The sequence below is a fragment of the Streptomyces sp. NPDC020299 genome, from assembly GCF_044387825.1.
Taxonomy (GTDB): domain Bacteria; phylum Actinomycetota; class Actinomycetes; order Streptomycetales; family Streptomycetaceae; genus Streptomyces.
Genome location: NZ_JBIRWL010000001.1, coordinates 524212 through 543427 on the forward strand (window position 1 = coordinate 524212; position 19216 = coordinate 543427).

General features: G+C 72.8%; 13 protein-coding genes. 8 read left to right on the forward strand and 5 right to left on the reverse strand.

The features are described from left to right. Positions 1–13: 13 nt before the first annotated feature. The 3 genes from ACH45E_RS02500 to ACH45E_RS02510 are packed head-to-tail and all read left to right on the forward strand — an operon-like array spanning position 14 to position 6476. Positions 14–1183 carry an AAA family ATPase gene (locus ACH45E_RS02500; RefSeq protein WP_361435991.1) on the forward strand — a complete coding sequence of 390 codons (1170 nt, stop codon included), beginning with the start codon at positions 14–16 and terminating at the stop codon, positions 1181–1183. Positions 1184–1188: 5 nt separating this feature from the next. Then, a complete protein-coding gene (locus ACH45E_RS02505; RefSeq protein WP_361435989.1) occupies positions 1189–4722 on the forward strand; it encodes a DUF5682 family protein in 3534 nt (1177 codons plus the stop codon). Further along, the gene (locus ACH45E_RS02510) at positions 4719–6476 is read left to right on the forward strand and encodes a hypothetical protein (RefSeq protein WP_361435987.1); all 1758 of its coding nucleotides are present in this window, start codon (positions 4719–4721) and stop codon (positions 6474–6476) included. Before ACH45E_RS02505 ends, ACH45E_RS02510 begins: the two co-directional genes overlap by 4 nt. A 20-nt stretch (positions 6477–6496) precedes the next feature. On the opposite strand, the gene ACH45E_RS02515 is transcribed toward ACH45E_RS02510, so the two are convergent. The 3 genes from ACH45E_RS02515 to ACH45E_RS02525 all read right to left on the reverse strand — a co-directional run bounded on the left by ACH45E_RS02515 (position 6497) and on the right by ACH45E_RS02525 (position 9709). After that, a complete protein-coding gene (locus ACH45E_RS02515; RefSeq protein ID WP_361436846.1) occupies positions 6497–7276 on the reverse strand; it encodes a carbohydrate ABC transporter permease in 780 nt (259 codons plus the stop codon). Positions 7277–7335: 59 nt separating this feature from the next. After that, on the reverse strand, positions 7336–8271 hold the full coding sequence (locus ACH45E_RS02520; protein ID WP_361436843.1) for a sugar ABC transporter permease: 936 nt from the start codon (positions 8269–8271) through the stop codon (positions 7336–7338). A gap of 160 nt (positions 8272–8431) precedes the next feature. After that, positions 8432–9709 (reverse strand): extracellular solute-binding protein, encoded by a 1278-nt coding sequence (locus tag ACH45E_RS02525; RefSeq protein WP_361435985.1) that lies wholly within the window; start codon positions 9707–9709, stop codon positions 8432–8434. 358 nt (positions 9710–10067) lie between these two features. Here ACH45E_RS02525 and ACH45E_RS02530 point away from each other — a divergent pair, with 358 nt between their 5' ends. The 3 genes from ACH45E_RS02530 (at position 10068) to ACH45E_RS02540 (ending at position 13687) form a co-directional block, all read left to right on the forward strand. Continuing rightward, positions 10068–10820: a DeoR/GlpR family DNA-binding transcription regulator gene (locus ACH45E_RS02530; protein ID WP_361435983.1), complete on the forward strand. Its 753-nt coding sequence runs from the start codon at positions 10068–10070 to the stop codon at positions 10818–10820. Continuing rightward, a complete protein-coding gene (locus tag ACH45E_RS02535) occupies positions 10817–12178 on the forward strand; it encodes a 6-phospho-beta-glucosidase (protein WP_361435981.1) in 1362 nt (453 codons plus the stop codon). Before ACH45E_RS02530 ends, ACH45E_RS02535 begins: the two co-directional genes overlap by 4 nt. A 324-nt stretch (positions 12179–12502) precedes the next feature. Further along, positions 12503–13687 (forward strand): type III polyketide synthase, encoded by a 1185-nt coding sequence (locus tag ACH45E_RS02540; RefSeq protein ID WP_361435979.1) that lies wholly within the window; start codon positions 12503–12505, stop codon positions 13685–13687. Between the two features lie 57 nt (positions 13688–13744). Here the strand turns inward: ACH45E_RS02540 and ACH45E_RS02545 are convergent, their stop codons facing one another. Continuing rightward, entirely contained in the window at positions 13745–15907 is a 2163-nt protein-coding gene (locus ACH45E_RS02545; protein WP_361435977.1) for a SpoIIE family protein phosphatase, read from the reverse strand. Between the two features lie 201 nt (positions 15908–16108). Here ACH45E_RS02545 and ACH45E_RS02550 point away from each other — a divergent pair, with 201 nt between their 5' ends. Continuing rightward, positions 16109–17296, forward strand: a complete 1188-nt coding sequence (locus ACH45E_RS02550; RefSeq protein WP_361435975.1) for a cytochrome P450 — start codon at positions 16109–16111, stop codon at positions 17294–17296. A 133-nt stretch (positions 17297–17429) separates the two neighbouring features. Then, positions 17430–17645, forward strand: a complete 216-nt coding sequence (locus tag ACH45E_RS02555; protein ID WP_053666946.1) for a DUF4177 domain-containing protein — start codon at positions 17430–17432, stop codon at positions 17643–17645. Positions 17646–17689: 44 nt separating this feature from the next. Here ACH45E_RS02555 and ACH45E_RS02560 read toward each other — a convergent pair whose 3' ends face one another. Continuing rightward, positions 17690–19114 (reverse strand): DEAD/DEAH box helicase, encoded by a 1425-nt coding sequence (locus ACH45E_RS02560; RefSeq protein WP_361435973.1) that lies wholly within the window; start codon positions 19112–19114, stop codon positions 17690–17692. Positions 19115–19216 lie beyond the last annotated feature (102 nt).

Sequence of the window (19216 nt, forward strand, 5' to 3'; positions counted from 1 at the left end):
AGGACCGCCGCCGATGACCACCACCCTCGTCCCCGACACCACCCGGCAGATCGTCCCGCCCGAGGAGCGGTACGCCACCGAGCTGGCCTTCCTCACCGCGTACGACGACGGGCCGCGCCCGCCCGCCTGGCGGCTCACCCCGCGTGCCGTCGTCACGTTCGTCATGGGCAGCGACGGGCGGGCGCTGCGGCTGCCCGACGACGCGGAGGCGCCCGCGGGCGTGCCGCGCCGGCTGGTGGTGGAGGGCAAGTTCGTCGGCGACCGCGCGCTGGTCGAGCGGTGCGTGGTCACGCTCGCCGGTGAGCGCGGCCTGCTGCTCGTCGGCGAGCCCGGCACCGCCAAGTCCATGCTGTCGGAGCTGCTGTCCGCCGCTGTGTGCGGCACCAGCGGCCTGGTCGTGCAGGGCACCGCGGGCACGACCGAGGACCAGCTCAAGTACGGCTGGAACTATGCCCTGTTGCTCGCCAAGGGGCCCAGCCGGGAGGCGCTCGTGCCCTCGCCCGTGCTTGCCGCGATGCGCCGGGGCGCCATCGGACGGGTCGAGGAGGTCACCCGGTGCCTGCCCGAAGTACAGGACTCGCTGGTGTCGTTGCTCTCCGAGCGGCGCATCGCGGTCCCCGAGCTGACGGGCACCGAGGACGCCCTCGCGCACGCCGCGCCGGGCTTCAACCTCATCGCCACCGCCAACCTGCGGGACAAGGGCGTCTCCGAGATGTCCGCCGCGCTCAAGCGGCGTTTCAACTTCGAGACGGTGGGCCCGATCCCGGACCTCGACGCCGAGACCGCGCTGGTGCGAAGGCAGGCGCGGGCCGCCGTCGAGCGGGCCGGTGCGCCCTTCCAGGTGGACGACGCCGTCCTGGAGGCCCTCGTCACCGCCTTCCGTGACCTGCGCGAGGGCCGGTCGGCGGAGGGCTGGGAGGTGGAGCGGCCCTCCACGGTGATGAGCACCGCCGAAGCGGTGTCCGTCGCGGGCGCGCTGGGGCTGGCCGCCGCCTACTTCCCGGGGGACCGCGACGTGCTCGGACTGCTGCCCGGACATCTGCTCGGCGTGGTCCGCAAGGACGACCCGGCCGACGCGGCCCGGCTGCGCGGTTACTGGGACGGCCCCGTGCGGCGCCGCGCCGAGCAGGGCTCCGCCACCTGGCGCACCCTGTGGGACCTGCGCACGGTCCTGGAGGGCTGACAGCCGTGCCCGTCTCCCCCGCCCCCGGTGCGGCCGTCTCCCCCGATGAGGCCGTCGCGGCTCTCACCGACCCGGCGGCGCCCTACCTCATCGGTGTAAGGCACCACGCGCCCTCCCTCGCCGCGGTCGTGCCGGCGCTGCTGGACGCCGCGAAGCCGGACGTGCTGCTCGTCGAACTCCCCGCCGAGCTCCAGGAGTGGCTGCCCTGGCTCGGCCATGAGGAGACCCGGGCCCCGGTCGCCCTCGCCGCCGCGCCCGGCGGCGGAGGCGGCGGGCCGGCCTTCTACCCCTTCGCCGACTTCTCCCCCGAGCTGGCCGCCGTCCGCTGGGCGGCCCGCCACGAGATCCCGGTCCTCGCCTGCGATCTGCCGCTGGCCGACCGGGCGTGGGGCGAGGAACGGCGTGGCCCGGGACCGGCGGCCGGCGGGCCGGGCCTCGCCGTGGCCCTGCGGTCGCGGCTGACCGGCCGCCCCGGCGACGACCTGTGGGACCGTCTCGTCGAGGCCACCGCGCCGGGCTCGCCGCCCGAGGCGGTGCGCCGGGCCGCACTGCTCACGGGGTGGGCGCTGCGCGAGGACGCGGCGGCCTCGGGCGGGGTCCCCCAGGTGGACCTGCGGCGCGAGCGGTGGATGCGTGCCCGGCTGGCCGAGGCCACGGCGCGGGGCGAGCGGGCGGCCGTGGTCGTCGGTGCCTTCCACGCACCGGCGTTGGCGCCCTCGCTGGAGGAGACCGGCCCGGACCCCAGCGCCCCGGTCGAGAGCGGTGACGGGCCCGCCTGGACCACCTCGCTCATCCCCTACACCTACGCCCTGCTGGACGAACGCTCCGGCTACCCGGCCGGCATCCGCGATCCGGAGTGGCAGCACATGGTCCTCGGGGCGGCGGGCGACCCGGCCGCACTGGAGGAGGCGCTGACCCGGGCGGCCGTACGGGTGTGCGCCGAGCTGCGTGCCCTCGGTCATCCGTCGGGGCCCGCCGACGCGCGGGAGATCAGCCGGCTCGCCGGAGACCTCGCGCGGTTGCGCGGTCTGCCCGCCGCGGGCCGGGGCGAGCTGGTCGAGGCGGTGCAGACGGTGCTGGCGCAGGGCGAGCCGTACGGCAGGGGCCGGGCCGTCGCCCGGGCGATGGAGCGGGTGCTCGTCGGCACGCGCGGCGGGCGCCCCGCGCCCGGCGCGCCGCGCAGCGGACTCGCCCCCGCCGTGGAGGCGGAGCTGTCGGCGCTGGGCCTGCCCGGGCCGGAGGCCGGCGCGTCCGGCGCGCCCCGGGATCTGCGCCTCGACCCGCTGCGCTCCGATCTGGACCGCCGCCGCGAACTCCTGCTGCGCCGCCTGACGGTGTGCCGTGTGCCGTACGCGGAGCCGAAGGACGTCGTCGGCGCGGGCGGCGCCGAGGCGCTGACCTCCCGCTGGGAGGTGCGCTGGACGCCTGCCACCGCGGCCATGCTGGCCACGGCCGGAGTGCGCGGGGTCACCCCGGCCCAGGCCGCCGAAGGTCTGCTGCGCGAGCGGCGGCACGCCGAGCGGGACGAGGGCGGGCCCACCGCCGCGCAGGCCCTGCACGGTCTGGAGCAGGCGGCGGAATGCGGGCTGCCCGGCCTCGCGGACGAGCGGCTCGCCGACACCGCCGAGGTGCTGCCGCAGACCGGCACCCTGCCCGAACTCCTCGCCGGCCTCGCCCTGTTGGACCGGTGGCGATCCGGGCACATCGCCGGGCTCGGCACTGACGAGGGGCGCACGGCCCGGGCGGCGGCCGTGGCCGAGCTGCTCACCGCCGCCGCGGTGCGCCAGGTGGACGGGCTCACCGGCTCGGAGGACCCCGCCGACGCCCACGCCCTGCTGGCCCTGGCACACCGCGCCGACCAGTTGGGCGGAATCCGGCTCACCGACGCCCTCGCCCGCCTGGCCGCGGACGGTTCCCCGCTGATGCGCGGCGCCGCCGGCGCCGTACGCGTGCTTCTCGGGTACGAAGACGCGCGGGCGCTCGGCGGGCGCGTGGCCTCCTGGGTGAACACCGCCTGCGATCCGGAGTCCCGGTCCGCGCTGGCCGCCCGGCTCACCGGGCTGCTGACCGCCGCCGGCCAGCTGCTGGAGGCCGCGCCGCCCGCTCTGGAGCCCCTGCTCGCCCGTGTGTCGGACCTCGGCGACCAGGACTTCCTCGACCGGCTGCCCGCGCTGCGGGGCGGGTTCGACACGCTCGGCCCGGCCGCCCGCGACCGCCTGCTGGCCGCCGTCGAAGAGCGGCTGGACACCGGCCACCTGGCGGACACCGGCGACATCGACCCCGCTGCCCTCGCCACCTGGACCCGCGCGGACCTGGCGGCCCGCGAGCTGCTGCGGACGACGGGCCTGCTTCCGCCGCCCGCGAGCCGACGGGAGGAGGGCGGGCCCGTCACCGCAACGGCCGCCTCCCCCGACACGTCCGGTGAGCCGAACCGGCTCGCCCCCGCCGACCGCTGGCGCCTGCTGCTGGGCCGCGCCAAGGACCGACTGCCCCGAGAGGCCGCCGCCCTGGCCACCGCGCTGGACGAGCTGTACGGCAGCGGACGCGGCGAGGGCAGCCGGGGCGATCTCACCGGCGGCGGGAGCCGGGGCGGACGGGAGACGCCGTATCCCGGGGTGCGGGAGTGGTCGGAGGAACTGGCGGCGCTGTTCGGGCCGGGCATCCGGGAGGAGGTGCTGGCGGCGGCCGCCGCGGCGGGCCGACGGGACGTGTTCGCCGAGCTCGACCCCGACGCCGTACGGCCCTCGGTCGATCTGTTGCGCAGTGTGCTGCGGCATGCGGGCGGGCTGCCCGAGGCCCGGCTGGCCGCGCTGCGTCCGCTCGTGCGGCGCCTGGTCGACGCCCTGACCCGGCAGCTGGCCACGCGGCTGCGCCCCGCCCTGCACGGCACGGCCCTGCCCCGGCCCAGCCGGCGCCCGGGCGGCGGTCTCGACCTGCCCCGTACGCTGCGGGCCAACCTGGCGACCGCGCGGCGCGGACCGGACGGCACGGTGCGGGTCGTCCCTGAGCGGCCCGTATTCCGCACGCGCGCCCGGCGGGCCGCCGACTGGCGGCTGATCCTGGTCACCGACGTGTCCGGGTCCATGGAGGCGTCCACGGTCTGGGCCGCCCTCACGGCCTCCGTGCTGGCCGGGGTGCCCACCCTGTCCACGCACTTCCTGGCGTTCTCCACCGAGGTCATCGACCTCACCGACCGGGTCGAGGACCCGCTGTCGCTGCTGCTCGAGGTGAGCGTGGGCGGCGGCACGCACATCGCGGCGGGGCTCCGGCACGCCCGCGAACTGGTGACCGTGCCGTCCCGCACCCTCGTCGTGGTCGTCAGCGACTTCGAGGAGGGCTACCCGCTCGGCGGACTGCTCGCCGAGGTCCGCGCCCTGGTCGGGGCCGGCTGCCACGTCCTGGGCTGCGCGAGCCTCGACGACACCGGCCGGCCCAGGTACTCCACCGGTGTCGCGGGACAGCTCGTCGCCGCGGGGATGCCCGTCGCCGCCCTCAGCCCGCTCGAACTCGCCCGCTGGGTAGGGGAGAAGATCGCATGAACCCGGACCTCCCGCCGGTCGCCCCGGCCGTGACCGCCGAGCTCGTCGGTGCGCTGTCGCCCCGGCTGCGCAAGCGGCTCGACGCGGGCGTCACCAAGCTCGCCGCCCGGCCCACCGTCGTCGACGGCGACACCGTGCGCATCGCCGTCGACGACGACACACACCTCGAACTCCACGCCCCCGGCGGCTCGGTGACCAACGCGGACGCGATCCGCTGCGGATGCCTGCTGGCTCCCGACTGCCTGCACCGCGCCGCGGCGGCGTCGGCGGCACCTGTCGCCGGCGCCACCGACTCGGCCGACCTCGCTGAAGAACCGGCCTCCGTCACCGCCGCACCGAACGTCCCCGCCGGATCGGACACTCTCGCCGGATCGGACACTCTCGCCGAACCGGAAACGGCCACCGCCGGCCAACGCGCCGCCGCTCGCGCGGTGCACGACGCGTCCGCGGCCGTGCTGGACGCGGGCACGGACGGCGCGGGCGCGGTACTCCAGGCGGAACTGCTGCGCGCCGCGCACACCGCACGGCTGGCGGGCCTGCCCCGGGCCGCCGCCTCGGCGGTCTCCGCGGTCACGGCGGTGCGCGCGGCCCGCTCGGCCGATCCCGCGTACCGGCTCACCGACCTCGTCGCCGCGCTGCGCGAGGCGCTGTCCGTCGCACACCGCCTGCCGTCCGCCACCGGCCCGGACCTGGTGGCCCTGCGCGGCACCGTACGACAGCCGTACGTGCCGGACGGTTCGCTGCGCCTGTACGGCCTCTTCTCCGAACCCGTCCTGACCGCGACCGGCTACGCGGGCGCCGTCACCTGGACCGCCGACGCCGACGGCCGTCTCTACACGGTGCCGGACGTCGCCCCGGGCGGTTCGGGGCGGGCCGTGGGCGCGGCGGACCGTACCGTGCGCATCGGCGACACGGCCCTGACCCACCGCGAGCTGTCACGGGCGGGCCTCGCGGTCTCCGGGGCCACCGTCTCGCCGACGGGACGGCTGGGCGCGGGTGCCGGAGTACGGGCGGTCCGCGCGTCCGGCGCCGGCTGGAGCGACGAGCCCTTGAACCGGCTCTGGACCGTGCCCGTCTCCGAACAGGTCGAGCGGGCCCTGAACGACGAACACGGCCTGCTCTTCCTCGACGTCACCCTCGAAGGAACGGTCCGCGAGGCCGCGGGCGACTGCCTGCTGGCCGACTGCGACGGCCGCGTGCTCCGGCTGGCCGCCGCCCACGACCACCCCGCGCTCCCCCACCGCGACAACCTCCGCCTGCTGGCCGCGGCCCGGGGCAGCCGCCTTCGGATCGTCGCCCGCCTCACGCCGTCCCCGCAGCCCCGCGCCCTGCTGCTCGCCGCCGAACACCCCACGCGTCCGGGCACACACGTGGACCTCGGCCTCGACCGCCTCCAGCAGGCCGACCTGCCCGCAGGGGCGCCCCCGTCCGCCGGACCCGGCGTCCCCGCCCCGGACGAAGCCCCCCTCCACCTGCTGCGCCGCCGTGTCCACCAGGCGGCCTCCGGTGGGCGCCGCGTGCTGGCCTTCCCAGGGGAAGGCGACGGCGACGGGCGACGCCTGAGCCGCCACGGCCTGCCGACCGCGGGCGACCTGCTCGACGAGCTCCGGTCCGCCGCCGCGGACCGCACCCGCGACCCGTTCGGCCGCCTCCTCCCGGCCGACACGGCCCGCTTCGCCCGCGCCTGGCTGGCCGCCGCCCTCTACACCGAGGAGGTGGACCGGGCACTGTGCGCCGCCGCGTGGGGTGCGTGAGACCGGGCACTGGTCCCGCCTCAGCGCAAGGCGCCCTTGGTGGCGTCCGCGATGAAACCGCGGGCGAAGAAGGTGAACACCAGCACCAGCGGGATGACCGACAGGAGCACCCCGGACATCACCATGCTGTAGTCGGTGGAGTGCCCGGCGTACAGCTGGGCCAGCGCCACCTGGAGGGTGAGGCGGTCGGGGTTGACGAGCATCACCAACGGCAGGATGTAGTCGTTCCAGGCGGCGATGAAGGTGTAGATGCCGAGGAACGCCAGGGCCGGCCGGACGCACGGCAGCACCACGTGCCAGTAGAGGCGGAAGAACCCGGCGCCCTCGATACGGGCGGCGTCCAGCAGTTCGTCGGGGACTGAGCTGCCGGTGTACTGGCGCATCCAGAAGATGCCGAAGGCGTTGGCGGCGGCCGGCACGATGAGCGCCTTGAGCGTGCCCAGCCAGCCCAGCTGCGCCATGATCTCGTACTGCGGGATGATCGCCAGCTGGGTCGGCAGAATGTACATCGACAGCAGGACAGCGAACAGGAACTTCTTGGCGGGGAAGTCGTACTTGGCGAAGGCGAAGGCCGCGAGGGAGTCGAAGAACAGCACCAGCACCGTCGTACAGACCGCGACGATCACCGTGTTGAACAGCGATCCGAAGAAGTTCATCCTGTCGAACAGGTGATGGAGGTTGGTCAGCAGGTTGTCGCCGAACCACAGCTTGGGGGGATAGCGGTAGATGTCCTGCGAGGTGTTCGTGGCCATGACGACGATCCAGTAGAACGGGAACACCGAGACGAGAACACCGGTCATCAGGACGGCATGGAGGCTGAGCCCTCGCAGGCGCTTCCGGTTCAAGCTGTTCAGGCTTTTCACGACCGTCGCTCCTTACGCTGCACCAGGCGCCAGTTGATGACGACGATGAGCAGGATCAGCAGGAAGAAGGCCCAGACGATCGCGGCCCCGTAGCCGAAGTCGTTGTTGTCGAAGGCCTGGTGGTAGAAGTACAGCAGCGTGGTCAGACCGGCCTGGCCAGGGCCGCCGGAGTTGGGGTTGGTCGCCGCCTCGCTGCCGAACAGCACCTGCGGTTCGGTGAAGCTCTGCAGGCCGGTCACCGTGGAGATCACCACGGTGAACAGGATGATGGGCCGCAGCAGCGGGATCGTGATGGAGAAGAAGACCCTCGCCGGGCCGGCCCCGTCCATCGTGGCGGCCTCGTAGACCTCCGAGGGGATCGCCTGCAGGCCGGCGAGGTAGATGATGGCGTTGTAGCCGGTCCACTGCCAGGTCATCAGCGCAGCGATCACCAGCTTGATCGTCCACTCGTTGCTCATCCAGGGCACGGCCGACAGGTGCAGGCTCCTGAGGATGGCGTTGATCAGGCCGAAGTTGTTGCTGAAGATCGCGCCGAAGAAGATCGCGATGGCCACCAGCGAGGTGATGCTGGGGATGAACAGAGCGACCCGGTAGAAGGCGGTGAACCGCTTGGTGGAGTTCACCAGCACCGCCAGCACCAGCGCGAGGAAGAGCATCGGCACCGTGGACAGCACCCAGATGACGAGGGTGTTGCGGACGGACAGCCAGAACACCGGGTCGTCCCAGAGGAAGCGGAACTGCTGGAACCCGACGAAGTGCATCTCCCCGATGCCGTCCCACTTCTGGAACGCCAGATACACGGTGTAGATCACCGGGAAGAGCATGAAGACCGTGAAGATCAGGTAGTACGGCGAGATGGCCAGGTACTGCGGCCAGTGCCTGGCGACCCGCCGCCGCGGCCCGGGCCGGGTTCCGGCCGATACCGGGCGGATCCGGCGGCGGTGCCGCCCCGGACCGCCCGTGCGGCGGTCGGAAACCGATCGGCCGGTGACTCCGACGGCTCGGGCCACTCCGCTGACTCCGGCGGTTCCGGTGCCGGATCCGGAGGTCGGTCCGGTGGGGGCCGGGCCGGCTACCGGGCTTGACGACATCTCACTTCACTCCCTGCCGCTGGGCGATCTGCTTGGCCTGGCTGACCGCGTCCTTCCAGGCCTTGTCCGGGTCCTTGCCCTTGGCCTCGATGCTGGTCAGCTCGCTGAAGTAGGGCGCGGACACCGCCGCGTCGGCCGGGGCCTCGTAGGCGGAGGGGATCTTCTGCGCCGCCGGGCCGAAGATCTCGATGGTCTTCTGGCCGCCGAAGTAGGGGTCGCCTCCGGTCAGCGCCGGCAGCTTGTACGCGGCCGGGGCGGTCGGGAAGAGGGCCGCGTCGGTGAAGCCCCTGGCCTCGTTCTCGGGGCTGAGGATCCAGCTGATGATCTTGAAGGCCTCTTCGGGGTTGCCGCTGGTCGCGGGGATGGCCAGGAAGGACCCGCCGAGGTTGGACGGCCCGCCGGGCAGGGTCGCCACCCGCCACTTGCCCTTGCCGCCCGGCGCGGCGTTGCTGATGTCCAGGGCGTGCCAGGCGGCGCCGAGCTCGGTGCCCAGGGTGCCGCCGCTGATGGCCGCGTTCCAGGTGTTGTCGTTGATCTTGGCGTCGATGCCGAGGGTGTAGGGCTTCACGGCTGTGGTCCAGGCGGTGCGGATGTGGTCCTGGTCGCCGATGAACTTGTCGTTCTCGTCGATGAACCGCTGGGTGCCCTGGCCGATGATCATCGAGAACACCGAGCCGATGTTGTTGATCAGGTAGGTCTTGGGCACGGCCTTGTGCAGTTCGACACCGGCCTTGAAGTAGTCCTCCCAGGTGGACAGTTCGGAGGAGACCTTGGCCGGGTCGGTGGGCAGTCCCGCCTTCTTGAAGAGGTCCTCGCGGTAGAACGTGGCGCACGGGCCGATGTCGATCGGGAAGCCGATGAGCTTGCCGTCCTGCGTGGTGGCCTGCTTCAGCTTCCATGACAGGTACTGCGGGGCCACCTTGTCCGCGCCGAGGGTGTTCAGGTCGATGAAGCGGTTGGCGTTGGGCAGGAAGGAGGCGATGTCCTCGCCCTTGATGCCGGTGATGTCCGGGGCTGACTGAGCGGCCCGCAGGCCGGTGAGCAGCTTGGTCTTGAAGTCGCCGCCGACCACGGCCGCCTTGAGGGTGATGTCGGAGAAGTGCTTCTTGGCGTCGGCGACGACCTTGTCGCTCAGGCCTCCGGACCAGTACCAGAGGGTCAGGTTCTTGCTGTGCTTGCTGCCGCTGGATCCGGAGGCGCCGCCGCACGCCGCGGTGGCGCCCGCCGCGGCGGCTGTCAGCGCGGCGGCCTGAAGGAATCGTCTGCGGGAAAGGTCCACGATCTTCTCCTAGATTTCGGCGGGTTCGGCGTGTCCGGCATGTCCGACAGGACCTGTGAGTCGTGGGCCGCGGAGGGGGCGCGGCGGGGGCCGGGTGGCTGAAGAGCATCGGCGTGGTGGGAACTCTTCAGCCACCCGGGGTGTGTGACCTGGTCCTCCCGGACGGTGCCGACGCGTCCGCTCCGGCGCAATGCGCCGTTCGTCCGCTTCGGTTGACCGGAGTGGGGTCCGGACCTGGGTTCCGAATTACGCAAGAGAGTGCACCCGGTGCGCGGGTTTGACAAGGGTCAAGCAGGTATCGAGACATTCATGCGCGACTTTGCTTGAGTTTGGCGAGTTCGCGAGTATGGTCAGCCGCATGCTCGCTGACCGGAGACATCAGCTGATCCTGCGTGTCCTGCGCGCGGACGGGCCCACCACGGTGGTCGCCCTGGCCGAGCGGGTCGGGGCCAGTCAGGCCACGATCCGGCGGGACCTGGCGCAACTGGAGGACGAGGGGCTGCTCAAGCGGGTCTACGGCGGCGCCGCCCCCGCCGTGGGTGAGGACGACCCGTTCGCCGACGTGGCCGGCATCCGCGTCGAGGCGAAGGACGCCCTGGCCGCCTGGTGCGCAGAACTCGTCATGGACGGGGAGACCGTGCTGCTCGACATCGGCACCACGGCCCACCGCGTGGCCCGCCATCTGCACGGCCGGTCCCTGACGGTGCTGACCAGCAACCTGGCCGTCTACGAGGAACTCCAGGACGACAAGGACGTCCAGTTGATCCTGCTGGGCGGCGTGGTCCGGCGCGAGTACCGCTCGCTGGTCGGCTTCCTCACCGAGGACAACCTGCGTCAGGTGCACGCCGACCGGCTGTTCCTCGGCACCAGCGGGATACGGCCCGACGGACAGGTACTGGACACCACCGCCGTCGAGGTCCCCGTCAAGCGGGCGATGATCGCCGCCAGCGCCCAGGTGGTCCTGCTGGCGGACGCGGGCAAGTTCCCCGGCACCGGCATGGCCCGGGTGTGCGGTCCGGAGGAGCTCGACATCGTGGTGACCAACGCCCCGGGGGACGAGAAGACCTGCAATCGGCTGCGCGAGGCGGGAGTTGAGGTGGTCGAAGTATGAGACTCACGATCCTGGGCGGCGGGGGCTTTAGGGTCCCGCTCGTCTACCGGGCGCTGCTGGGCGACCGTGGTGAAGGACGCGTCACCGAGGTGACCCTGTACGACCTGCACGCCTCCCGGCTGACGACCATCAGCAGGGTCCTCACCGACCAGGCGGCCGGGTGCCCCGACCCGCCCGCGGTCACCGTCACCACCGACCTGGACGAGGCGGTCACCGGGGCCGACTTCGTGTTCTCCGCCATCCGCGTGGGCGGGCTCGCCGGCCGGGCGGCGGACGAGCGGATCGCCCTGGCGGAAGGCGTGCTGGGCCAGGAGACCGTCGGCGCGGGCGGTATCTCCTACGGGCTGCGCACCATCCCGGTGGCGCTCGGGATCGCCCGTCGCATCGCCGCCCTGGCGCCCGACGCCTGGGTCATCAACTTCACCAACCCCGCCGGCATGGTCACCGAGGCGATGACCGCCCGCCTGGGCGACCGTGTGATCGGGATCTGCGACTCTCCCGTGGGCCTCGGCCGGCGCGTGGCCGGCGCGCTCGGCGTCGACCCGGCCCGCACCCGCCTGGACTACGTGGGCCTGAACCACCTGGGCTGGCTGTGCGGCCTGTACGCCGACGGCCGGGATCTGCTGCCGTCCCTGTTCGCGGACGAGGCCGCGCTGACCTCGTTCGAGGAGGGCAAGCTCTTCGGCGCCGACCTGCTGCGCACGCTGGGCGCGCTGCCCAACGAGTACCTGCACTACTACTACTTCCACCGGGAGTCGGTCGGCTCCGCGCGGGCCGCCGACCAGACGCGCGGAGCCTTCCTCCACTCACAGCAGCAGCGCTTCTACGAGTCCCTGGGCACCGTCGCCGTCGGCTCGCCCGCTCCCCGCGCCGCCTGGAACGCGTGGGACGCCACCCGCCTGGAGCGCGAAACCACCTACATGGCCGAGAACCGCGACGCCGTCGGCATGGGCGAACGGGACTCGTGCGACCTGGAATCCGGCGGATACGAGCAGGTCGCCCTCTCGCTCATGCGGGCCATCGCCCTGGACGAGCGCACCACCCTGGTGCTCAACGTCCGCAACTGCGGCCGGATCCCCGCCCTGGACGACGACGCCGTCATCGAGGTCCCCTGCCACGTGGACGCCAACGGCGCCCGGCCCATCACCGGAGCCCCCCTGCCGGACCACGGCCAGGGCCTGGTCCACGCGGTCAAAGCCGCCGAGCGAGCGGTGATCCACGCCGCCACCACCACCGACCGCGCCCACGCGCTCAGGGCACTGACGATCCACCCACTGATCGACTCGTACACCGTCGCGAAACGCCTGCTGGACGCCTACCAGCACCACTTCCCCGAACTGGCCTACCTCAGCGACTGAACCACGGCCCGGCCCGAAGACGACATCGGGCCGCTGAGCCGCACTCCCGGGGAGACACGTCCTGGCTGACCGTAAGTCAGGTAAGGCTTGCGTAGCCGCTCTGCGGAGCGCTGCCTCGGTGGTGTGTGCCGTGTCACGCGCCCCAAAGTGCGCCTAAGTTGTCTGCATCACAGCGGAAATGTCCATTTAGCGTCCATGCTCGACGCGCATACCGGCTCCCGAAGTGGAGTCCGTCGGCAACCCCTTGGGTTCGACGTCCCAGAGTGACCCATGCCACATCACTCGTGACATTCCTGCTTATTTCCTCCGGAAAGGTGCCACACTATGGCCGCTTACCTCTGTCCTCCTGCCGTGATACACGGCAAGCACGCCGTGGAGACAAGCCAGATCGTGGCGGAGGTGCGCGACCGGCATCCGCATGCGGCGTGGGCGCCGCGGATCGACGGCATCGCGGCCGGCACGGGCATCGAGACCCGCGGGTGGATGCTGCCGCTGGAGGCCGCCGTGGCACCCGGCGACGGCGGTGGCCTGCGGGCTGTCGGCATCGGGGCGGCCCAAGAGGCGTTGGCGCGCGACGGGTTCACCCAGCAGGATACGGACCGCGTGATCGCCGCACTTGAGGCGATACCCGCGCCGCAGACCGTCCAGGAGCGCACCGCGCCGGCCTGGGAGGCCGTACAGGCCTACGGGGAGCACGCGGCGCGCGGGGCCCTGCAGATCGCCGGGCTGGACGTCGCGGACGTCGACTGCCTGATCACCAGTCACTCCACCACCCCGGCACTGCCGGGTCTGGACATCGCCCTGGCCAACAGGCTTCCGCTCCGCAGCGACGTGATGCTGCTGCCGGCCACGCAGTGGGCCTGCATAGCGGGGACCCGCTCCCTGGCACTGGCGGCGGATCTCGTGGCCTCGGATCCCGACCGGGTGGTCCTGGTCGTGATCGCGGAGGCGCTGAGCACGACCTACCAGCCCGCGGACGACACCCTCGAGTCCCTGATCGTCCGGTTGCTGTTCGCGGACACCGCGGTCGCCGCGGTGGTCACGGGCCGCCCGCGGCGCGAGTCGGTACTGCGGCTGGACTCCGCCTGGCACCACACCCTGCCCGGCACCCAGGACCTGCACCGTTTGGAGACGCGGGCGGACGGCACCCATTTCGTGATGGACCGGCGCGGGCCGCGCGCCGTACAGGAGACGGTCACCGCGATGTGGGAGTGGCTGCGCGTCCGATACCAGGACGACCCCGACTCCTGGCACCCCGACGTGCTGCTCGCGCACCCCGGCGGGACCCGGGTGCTGGAGTACATGGAGCAGACGATGCCCGAGGCGTGGCCGTCGGGGCTGCTGGACCACAGCCGGGACAGCTACACCAGCGGCAACCGCGGAGGCGCCGCCGTGTTCGACATCATGCGCCGGGCGCACGACGCCGGGCAGAAGCCGGGCAGTCGCGCCGTCCTGTACGCGGCGGCACCGGGCCTGACCGCCACCGCCCTGGAAGGGGAGTGGCTCTAACCCGTGCCGGCGAACGCGCCGCTCCCCCACGCCGCCGCGCCCCCGCCCGCAGCCGCGTCACCTCGCGACTTCCGCCCAGACCACCTTGCCGGTGTCCGTCCACCGCACCCCCCACCGGGTGGTGAGCCTGTGCACGATGTGCAGGCCACGGCCGCCGTCGTCGAGGAGGCCGCCCTGGCCCAGACGCGGCCTGCCGTTGCCGGTGTCGCCCACCTCGCACAGCAGGCCGTGACCGGACCTGATCAGCCGTACCGTGATGGGACCGGTGGCGAAGCGCACGGCGTTCGTGACCAGCTCGCTGACCAGCAGGAGCACGTTGTCCCGGGTGGCGTCCCTGATGCGCCAGTGCCGCAGCAGCGCGGAGACGTGCGCGCGGGCACGGGCGGGGGCGTCGTCGCGGGCGGGCAGCCGCCAGGTCGCGGTGTCCCCCTTGCGGTAGCCGATCATCCGCGCGAGCAGCAAGGTCACATCGTCGCGCTGGGGCACCGGTGCCAGCGCGGAGACGACGTGCCGTGCCGCCTGCTGCAGGGAGTCCCAGGGGTGCACCGTGGACACGGCGTCCGCCAGCCCGCCGATGCCCTCGTCGATCGACACGGCCGGATCCTCCACCAGGCCGTCGGTGAAGAGGGCGAGCAGCGAGCCCGGGGGTGCGCCGAACGTGTACACGTCGAACGGCTCCCGCAGCGCGAACTCGGCTCCCAGGCCGGGATGAGGGCGGACCGGGAGCGGCCCCGCGTGCCCGTCCGGGGAGACCAGGACCGGGGGGAGGTGGCCGGCGCTGGACAGCGTCACATGGTGGCCGACGGGGTCGTAGAGGGCGATACAGCAGGTCGATCCGAGGGCGCTGTAGCCGGCCGCCAGCCCGGACTCCGCGTCGTCCAGCAGCGTCACGGTCTCGTCCAGGTGCTCCAGCACCTCGTCGGGCGCCAGCCCCGCGGACAGCAGCGCGCGGGCCTCCATACTCAGCTGGCCCATGGTCGCCGCGGCTCCCAGGCCGTGCCCGACGACGTCACCGACCACCAGCGCGGTACGGCCGTCCGGCAGCGGAAAGCTGTTCACCCAGTCGCCGCCGACGCCCGCGCTGTCGGGCGTGGCGGGCTGGTAGACGCTGGCGATCTCGACGGTGTCGCCGCCGGTCCGGGGCAGCAGCCGGCGCTGCAACGCCAGCACCTGTGTGTGCTCCCGCTGGTGCTGACGGGCCAGGTCGACGTGATGGGCGGTCCTGGCCACCAGTTCCTGGAGGTCGAACAGTTCGTTGTCGCGGAAGGGGCAGTCCGCCCGCCGCCACACCTCCGCCAGGCCCAGCACGACGGGCGGCGCGCCGTCCAGGACCAGCGGTATGCACGCCACACCCGCCGACGGGTCACCGGGCACCAGGGCACGCGTCACCCGTGCACTGCCGAGCACCCGCTCGACCGCCTCCCGGTCGGGTATGACGATGGCCTGCGGGGCGTCGTCCCGCCGTACCGCCTGCGCCAGCAGGCGACTCGCGTCGCTGGGAAGATCGCCGCCCGGAGTCACGTAGCCCTCGGGCCACGCCCGGTCCGGCACCAGGGCCGCCCGCCGCAGCCGGATGCGCCCCTGCCCCCGCCCGGAGACTCCCTCGCCCGTCCACACGGCGAAGTCGAGATCGACGGCGGCCACGTCTCCCCAGGCCAGCAGGGACTGCGCCAGCGACTGCGCGGTCTCGCCGATGTCCAGCGAGGTGCCGATCGCGGTCTCGGCGGCGTACAGGTGCAGCCTCCTGGCCATGGCGATCACGGAGACGGTCAGGCCCTCCTGAGGCACCGCGGCGGGCAGGATGCTCAGCGAGACCACCAGCTCCGACCCGTCGCCGCGCCGCAGGCGCTGGATCCGGGCGACGTGCGCCTCACCGGTCTCCAGGACCTGCCGCAACCGCCGTGTGACCGGCGGTACGTCCCTGGGGGGCAGGAGATCGACGAAGGGACTCCCGACCACGGGGTCCAGACCCGCGAACACAGGGGCGTCCAGATTACGGCGGGTGATCCTCAGATCCCTGTCCAGGTTGACCGCGCCGAGAATCTGGTCCTGACGGCCGACCGCCAGGTCGTCGGGTATGCGCCGGCGGGGGGCGCGGTCGCCCTGCGCCTCGGCGGGACCGGCGGCCGCCGCCGCTCCACCGCGCGGTATGTAGCGCCCCAGGGCGCTGCTGACCAGGTCGAACGGCGAGGAGGACGAAGGGGAGGGTGTGGAGTCCATGCGGTTCTCTCAGCAGTCCCCGGCACAGCGCCGGGACCGTACTCGGACTCGTGCGACGGGGCCCCGAGATCCCTGACCGCACACCTCATTGAATAACACCGGGGGTCGCTTCGCCCACACCAGGGACAGCCGCGGACGCATACGCTCTGAGTGGGCTCCGGGGAGACCGGAATTCCAGGAACGGGGACAGGGGGAGCTTCCATGGTGACGGCGCGCCGGTTTCCGCTCGGCTCCGCGACCACGCTCACGGAGCTGGCGGACGACCCCCACCCGCGGCTGGCCCTGCTGCGCGCCCGCGAACCGGTTTCGTGGCTGCCCGTGCTGGGCGGCTGGCTGGTGACCCGGCGTGATCTCGCACTGCGCGTGATGCGCGACGCGGCGACCTTCACGGTGGACGATCCCCGCTTCTCCACCGCCCGGGTGGTCGGTCCGAGCATGCTCTCCCTGGAGGGCGCCGAGCACAAGCGGCACCGCGCCCCCTTCACCGACCCGTTCCGCGCGCACGATGTACACGACCGGTTCACCGGGTTCGTGGAACAGGAGGCCGCCCGGCTCGTGGCAGGCATCCAGCCCCGTGGCAGCGCCGAACTGCGCCGGGAGGTGGCCGGGCCGCTGGCCGTCGCCGTCGTCGCCGAGTCGCTGGGCCTGGTCGGCGCGGACGCCGAGGCGGTGCTCTCCTGGTACGACGCCATCGTGAGTGCCGTCTCCGACATCACCGCCGGGCTGCCGGCGAACCCCGCCGGGGCCACGGCGTTCAAGCAGCTGCGAGGAAGCGTCGAGGCGACGGTCGCGGCGGGAGGCGACACGTCGCTGCTGGTCACGGCGGCCGAGAGCAAGCGCCTGAAACTGCCGGAGGTGGTCGCCAACGCCGCCGTGCTGATGTTCGGCGGCATCGAGACCACCGAGGGCATGATCGCGAACGCCGTACTGCACTTGCTGGCACACCCTGGTCAACTCGCCCTCGTGCGTGCCGATCCGGACCTGATCGACGCGGCGATCGAGGAATCGCTCCGCCTGGAACCCGCCGCGGCGGTCGTGGACCGCTACGCGACGGCCGATGTGACGATCGGCGGGGCCGACGTGCGGCGCGGTGATCTGGTGGTCGTCTCGCTCGCCGGCGCGAACCGCGACCCAGAGATCTTCCAGGACCCCGACAGCTTCGACCTGCGACGGGGCAACTCCCGCCTCCAGCTGGCCTTCGCGCACGGCCCGCACTTCTGTCTGGGCGCCCACCTCGCCCGCCTGGAAACCCGCGCCTGCCTCGGCGCGCTCCTCGACCGCCTCCCGGGCCTGCGGCTCGATCCGGCCTCGCCCACCGCGCCCAGCGGCCTGGTCTTCCGCAAGCCCCCGGCTGTGCGCGTCCGCTGGGACGTGCCGGCGCAGGGCTGACGCGGTACCGGCCCACCTCCCCGACATGACCCCCACCCCGCCGTGTGGGGCACCGCCGAACGGTGATTGGCTGTCCCCGGTTCCGTCAGGCAACGGTTCCGTCAGGCGATCCATCCACGGGAAGGCCCCAGCCATGAGCAACCCCTACGCACTCGAATACAAGGTCGTCACCTTCCGCGAGTCACTGATCGGAGACGCGCTGGACAGCGACAAGCTGGAGAAGGTTCTGAACAAGCACGCCGAGGACGGCTGGGCCCTCAAGGCGATCACGTCCGCGGACGTCAAGGGCCGCATAGGGCCTGGTGCGGTCGAGGGCCTGCTGCTCACTCTGGAGCGTCCGCGCCGCTGACGACGCCGTTCCTGTACGGCCCCGGTCGGACGGGCCGGGCCGGCCTACGCGCCACGGCGGACCCGGGCGGCCTTGCGGGCCTCGGCGATCTGGCGGGCCTCGGCGGAGCGGCGGGACCCGCCACCGCCGTCGGCCCGTCCCGGACGGGTGCCGAGGCCACGGAACGGAGCACCGCCGCGCTTCGGGCGCTCCGCGGCCGGCCCGCTGCCGGCGACGGGGACACCGGAGGGAGCCTGGGCGCCGGTGATGCGGCTCAGCTCGGCCTCGCCGGAGCGGACCCGCGTGATCTGCGGCCTGATGCCCGCGTCGGACATGAGCCGGGCCATGTCCCGGCGCTGGCCGGGCAGGACCAGCGTGACGACGCTGCCGGACTCGCCGGCGCGGGCCGTCCGGCCACCGCGGTGCAGGTAGTCCTTGTGGTCGTTGGGCGGGTCGACGTTGACGACGAGATCGAGGTCGTCGACGTGAATGCCCCGAGCCGCGACGTTGGTGGCCACCAGCGTCGTGACGTCGCCGGTTCTGAACTGTTCCAGGGTGCGGGTGCGCTGGGGCTGCGACTTGCCGCCGTGCAGCGCCGCGGCCTTCACGCCGCTGCTCAGCAGGTGCTTGGTGAACTGGTCGACAGCGTGCTTGGTGTCCAGGAACATGAGCACGCGCCCCTCGCGAGCAGCGATCTCTGTGGCGGTGGCGTACTTGTCGGCGCCGTGCACCTGCAGCACGTGATGCTCCATCGTGGTGACCGCGCCCGCCGACGGGTCGACCGAATGGACGACCGGGTCATGGAGGTAACGACGGACCAGGAGATCGATGTTGCGGTCCAGCGTGGCCGAGAACAGCATGCGCTGGCCGTCCGGACGCACCTGGTCCAGCAGCTCGGTGACCTGCGGCAGGAAACCCATGTCCGCCATCTGGTCGGCCTCGTCCAGGACGGTGATCTTCACCCGGTCCAGGCGGCAGTCCTTGCGCTCGACGAGATCCGCGAGGCGGCCGGGGGTCGCGACGACCACCTCGGCCCCCGTACGCAGTGCGCCGGCCTGCCTGCCGATCGACATGCCGCCGACCACGGTGGCCAGCCGGAGCTTGAGCAACCGGGCGTACGGGGCGAGCACCTCGGTGACCTGCTGGGCCAGCTCGCGCGTGGGGACGAGGATCAGGGCCAGCGGCTTCCGCGCCTCGGCACGTTGCCCGCTCGTGCGCACGAGGAGCGCCAGGCCGAAGGCGAGCGTCTTGCCCGATCCGGTGCGCCCACGGCCCAGGACGTCGCGCCCTGCGAGAGAGTTCGGCAACGTGGCGGCCTGGATCGGGAACGGCTCGTTCAGGCCGTGACCGGTGAGCATCTTCAGCAACTCGACCGGCATGTCCAGTTCACCGAAGGTCGCGACCGCGGGCAGGGCCGGGGTGACGGTGTCCGGCAGCGCGAACTCCTGCTGGGGACGGAAGCGGTCATTCGTGCGAGCTGAGCGGCTCATGGAGAACCTTCCTCGACAGGGCGCGCATCGAGGAATTTCCGACAGGAACGAGCCGGATGAATCGCAAGAACGAGCCAGATGTAGGACAGAAATAATTCCAGC